Raw genomic sequence first — 5,166 nt, 5'->3', positions numbered from 1 at the left:
ATCTCAGGAATTGGAGTTGCTGCCCATTTATCAAAAAATTCTCCACAACGCCAATTTGAAATTTTAGAGCGTCGTGAATCTTTTGGTGGAACATGGGATCTTTTCCGTTATCCAGGTATTCGCTCAGACTCAGATATGTCCACATTTGGTTTCAATTTTAAGCCGTGGTGTAAAGCGAATGTATTAGCTGATGGCGCCTCTATTAAAGGGTATCTAGGCGAAGTTATTGATGAATATAAATTAAAAGAAAAAATTCACTTTGGTCATCGTGTACTTTCTGCGAATTATGATTCTGAATCAAAGAAATGGCAGGTTATAATTGAAGATAGCAAGAAAAAACAACAGACTTGGATTGCTAATTTTGTTGTAGGGTGTACTGGTTACTATAACTATGATCAAGGATATGCGCCTTCTTTCCCAAATCAAGAAGCATTTAAAGGGCAACTTATTCACCCGCAGCATTGGCCTGAAAATTTAGATTACACAGGTAAAAAGGTCGTTATTATTGGTAGTGGTGCAACAGCGATTACTTTAGTACCGGCAATGGCGAAAGGTGGGGCTGGTCATGTAACGATGTTGCAGCGTTCACCAACGTATATTGCTAGTGTACCGTCTATCGACTTTATTTATGAAAAAACGCGTAAATTTATGTCTGAAGAAGCGGCGTATAAATTTACCCGTGCACGTAATATTGGTATGCAGCGCGCTATTTATGCATTGTCTCAGAAACATCCAAAGACTGTACGTCGTTTACTCTTAAAAGCAATTGAAGTGCAGTTAAAGGGTAAAGTTGATATGAAGCATTTTACACCTTCATATAATCCTTGGGATCAACGTCTATGTGTTGTACCTGATGGTGACTTATTTAAGATTTTGCGTGAAGGTAAAGCGAGTGTAGAAACTGATCAAGTTGAGAAATTTACTGAAAAAGGTATTTTACTTAAATCTGGTAAACATCTTGATGCGGATATTGTGATTTCTGCAACTGGTTTGCAAGTTCAAATTATGGGTGGGGTTCAGGCTACTATTGATGGCAAAGCTCTTAATTCATCTGAACATATGCTTTATAACGGTGTGATGTTGAGTGATGTACCAAATATGGCCATGATTATTGGTTATGTAAATGCATCATGGACGCTTAAGGTTGATATCGCTGCGGAATATATTTGTCGCTTGTTAAACTATATGGACAAAAATAGTTATGATGAAGTAGTTCCGTCTGGTGATAAGACTGAAATGGAAGAAGATACTGTAATGGGTAAATTATCTTCAGGTTATATCAGTCGTGCGGCACATGAACTTCCAAAACAAGGTAAGCATGCTCCATGGCAAGTTACTAATAACTATTTAGAAGATAGAAAGTCGCTTAAAAATTCAAAATTTGAAGATGGTGTTCTACATTTTCATAAACGTTCAGAAACGAATGAGCGTAAGCCAAAACTAGTATCTTAATAGATATTAGATAAATAAAAGGGGCGTAATGCCCCTTTTATATTGAATTTATTAAAGTGTTCTAGAGATTAATTCTTTCATAATTTCATTGGTACCTGCATAAATTCGATTTGCTCGGTGATCTATGTAGGCACGCGCAATTGGATATTCAAGCATGTAACCATAACCGCCATGTAATTGAAGACAATCATCAACAACTTTTGAGAACATATCTGAAATTTTATATTTAGCAGCTGCGGCAGCTTCCACACTCAATTTTTCTTCAAGTTGTAATTCCATACAACGATCTAGATAGGTACGGCAGAAATCTATTTCTGTTCTCAGTTCAGCAAGTTTAAAACGCGTATTTTGAAATGCACTAACAGGTTTGCCAAATGCTTTACGGTCTTTTGTATATTGGACAGTATGTGCAAATGCAGCTTCAGCGCCTGCCTGACAAATAATAGCGACTAGCATTCGTTCCCAAGCCAATTCTTTCATGAGCATGATAAAGCCCATGCCTTCCATACCTAAGAGATTTTCTTTAGGAACACGAACGTTATCAAAAAATAATTCGCACGTATCTTGGCCTTTCATTCCAATTTTATTAAGAGGCTTACCTTTGCTAAAACCAGCTCTGTCTGCTTCAACAATAATGAGTGATAAGTTCGCTGAACCTTTGTCGTTATTACCCGTTTTACAAACGACTACGACCATGTCACATAAGTAACCATTGGTAATGAAAATTTTAGAACCATTAATGACATAATCATCACCATCAAGTACAGCTGTGGTTCTCACTGCTTGTAAATCAGAACCAGTACCAGGCTCAGTCATGGCAATAGCCGTGACCACTTCTCCAGTTGCCATTTTTGGTAACCACTTTTGTTTTTGTTCTTCATTACCAAAGTTATTTACGTAATTCGCAACAATATCTGAATGTAAAGAAAAACCCGTACTAGAATCCATAGCATAAGCTTGCTCTTCAATTAAGATCATACTGTATAAGCGGTCTACTCCAGACCCACCATATTGCTCTGACATTGTGGTGCAAAGAAGACCTAATTCTCCAGCCTTATTCCAAAGATCTCGATCAACATGTTGCTGTTTTTCATATTTTTCAATATTGGGAACGACTTCTTTTTCATAGAATTTACGAACTGTCTCGCGGAAAGCTTCATGCTCTTCGTTAAATAGTTTTCTAGGTAACATATTTGGAATAGGACGGATGGCACCAGATTGCATTTGTATTTCTTCCTTGGTTCAGGTGTGATGTTATTTCCTTAAACATACGGAAGCATTTCATGACGAACAATGTGATGAATGCTCAATTATGAGTACAAGATGATAAATTTGGTCAATTTGATATTTTTAGCGATCTTTGGAATGTGATCAGGTAAACTAGGCGCACTATCAACGCAGATGGGGAAATAAATGTCTGACGAAATGACCTTGGAAGAACGTAAAGTAATTTATCGAGCACGCCGCGGCTTAAAAGAAATTGACGTCTATTTTGACCCTTATGTAAAAAACTATTATCTAACTGCGGATCCGGCAGAGAAGGCCTTATTTGCAGAATTAGTAGAACAAGAAGATCCAGATTTGCTAGATTGGTTCATGGAAGTTTCTGAACCTCCACGCACAGAGTTACGTGAATTTATTTATAAATTAAAACAGTACGTACATGGCTAAACTGTTTTGATAAAAGAATTGAATTTTGAGCTGAAATATAGTCGTTTCTCGATAATATTTCAGCTTTTTATTGGCTTGTGTTTAGCAATCCTACTTTATCAATTGTTACCACCTATGTGGTGGCTATTTAGTCTGATCCTTTTATCTATTGCTTTCTTATTGTTTTTAAAACAATCACGAATTTCTCAAATTGCATATTTAGATCAAAAATCTTGGTCAGTTGTTTATCTTCCTAAAAAAGTGATTCACCGTGTAGGAATTAATAAAATAATTGATTATCAGCTATTTATGGTTGTTTATTTTGATGGAGCACCTATGAAAGTAGCCATAATTTGGTTTGACCAACTTCCTTTGCAGTATTGGAAAAAGTTAAAAGTCCTACAGAAACTTCATTAATTGTTAGACAATTCTACATTTGTATATTTATTTAAAAATTATAAAAAACAATAATTTAATGTTTATTTTTTTGCTTGTGCTCAGAATTGTCTAATTAAAATATAGAAAAAAGCTAAGGAAATACGATTGTCTGACAATTTCACCTATGGGTACCTATTTGATCGGTTAAAGTACAAACACCAACGTAAAGTGTGTCGGAGGTCTCAAAATGGAGATGCCAACATGGTCGTTCTTGGTCATTGCCATCATTCTGGCAGTGGTGATAGGAAGAGCAGGAACTTTACTCAGGGAACATCTTAACAGAGTTAATTTTAACAAAGTTAAGAGACAGAGGATGCAAGGTCGTCGATCAGTCAATTATTAAATTGGTTAGTCGATTAATTTCATCAAGTGTCCAGTTTATAACTGGGTGCGATTGTAGTAAGGAGGTCTCTCATGGAGATTTCAATGTGGATGTTTCTGTTAATTGCAGTAGTTATGGCTGTGGTAGTAGGAAGAGCAGGAACTTTACTTAAGGATTATATAGAACAAAAATAATATAAGCCGTTAAAAGCTTATCTCAGTTAATAAGTAGCATGTGCTGAACCGTCGCAATGCTACTTTTTTTTGCCTAAAATTTCTGTTTCCCAGAAAAACTGTCAATTTTATCTGCTGTGAAGTGTGTCAAAGTATAAGCGCTACAATTAGAGTAATTACTCTTTTATTCAAGATATGCATCTGCTAATGTACATCTGAAAAGGAAAAAACAAATTACATAGAGGACAGGAAGATGTCTAAAGTCCAAAAAATAAGCCAAGGTTTGGCGATGAGTTTTCTTGCAGCTTCAGTTTTATCAGGTTGTTCATACGTCGTGAAAACTGGAGCAAATGTTGCTTTAGGTTTTACGGAAAAGCACGTCGTTCCGCCTATTCTGGCAATGCAAGATGCTGAAATGGTTTGTAATACTGGTAGTGCCTTAACACCAGCAATCATGTCTACTAAAGGTATGGGTGCAGATCCAACGCGTGTTGCGGTATTAATGTATGCAGCTTCAGGTGTATGTGCTGAGAATCAAGCATTAGAACAGGAATTACGTTATTTGCGTGCATCAAAAGCAGGGCAAGTAACTGAAGCTCAAGATGCACGTATTGCACAAAAGCGCTGGGCAGCAATTGCTGCTGAGCGTCAATATACAGGCTATAAGTTGTTCGCTGATCGTTGGGAATCTAAATATAAATACCATTTAGGTGATTCTTGTCCAACGATGCGTAGTGACACTGATCAAACAGTTTATTTACTTGGAATGATTAGTGGCCTTCAGGCTGTGACTAATGATATTAACTCTGGTGGTGCAGTCAATGTTCCAAAAGATATCGCTGCTATTGTAGAGCGCGGCATGGTCTGTCTCGATAATGAAAAGTTCTGGGGAGCACCTAACGCAACGCGTGCTGTTATCTGGACTTTATTACCTGGGGCAGATGAAGGGAAACCTGATCCATACCAAACGTTAAAGCAATCAGTGCAAATTGGTGAGCAAAAAGGTGTTCGCTTATCTCATGCGTTATATGCGGTAGCTGCTCAAGCAAGTGGTGATGATGCAAAAATCCGTGATGCATTAAGATCTTATGCTGCTTCTCAAGCTGATGATAAGCCTGTTAATCCGAACTT

The 5,166-nt window shown here is 37.1% G+C and carries 5 protein-coding genes; 4 read left to right on the top strand and 1 reads right to left on the bottom strand.

What is annotated here, in order from left to right; all coding sequences use genetic code 11:
- Window positions 1–1,452: flavin-containing monooxygenase (locus UC75_RS08900; protein WP_049837380.1), on the top strand; the 1,452-nt coding region annotated here is incomplete at its 5' end.
- Window positions 1,453–1,503: 51 nt separating this feature from the next.
- On the opposite strand, the gene UC75_RS08895 is transcribed toward UC75_RS08900, so the two are convergent.
- Window positions 1,504–2,676, bottom strand: a complete 1,173-nt coding sequence (locus tag UC75_RS08895) for an acyl-CoA dehydrogenase family protein (protein WP_049837379.1) — start codon at window positions 2,674–2,676, stop codon at window positions 1,504–1,506.
- A 189-nt stretch (window positions 2,677–2,865) separates the two neighbouring features.
- On the opposite strand from UC75_RS08895, the gene UC75_RS08890 reads away from it, so the two are divergent.
- The 3 genes from UC75_RS08890 to UC75_RS08880 form a co-directional block, all read left to right on the top strand.
- Window positions 2,866–3,123 carry a succinate dehydrogenase assembly factor 2 gene (locus tag UC75_RS08890; protein WP_005301304.1) on the top strand — a complete coding sequence of 86 codons (258 nt, stop codon included), beginning with the start codon at window positions 2,866–2,868 and terminating at the stop codon, window positions 3,121–3,123.
- A 6-nt stretch (window positions 3,124–3,129) separates the two neighbouring features.
- Complete coding sequence (locus UC75_RS08885) at window positions 3,130–3,519, top strand: hypothetical protein (RefSeq protein WP_049837378.1); 390 nt, start codon at window positions 3,130–3,132, stop codon at window positions 3,517–3,519.
- A gap of 769 nt (window positions 3,520–4,288) precedes the next feature.
- The coding region (locus UC75_RS08880; RefSeq protein WP_228137233.1) for a hypothetical protein at window positions 4,289–5,166 on the top strand (878 nt) is incomplete at its 3' end.

This window comes from Acinetobacter sp. V2, from assembly GCF_001188385.1.
Taxonomy (GTDB): domain Bacteria; phylum Pseudomonadota; class Gammaproteobacteria; order Pseudomonadales; family Moraxellaceae; genus Acinetobacter; species Acinetobacter oleivorans.
The sequence above is the reverse complement of the archived record's forward strand: the minus strand, read 5'-3'. Positions and strand labels throughout refer to the sequence as shown.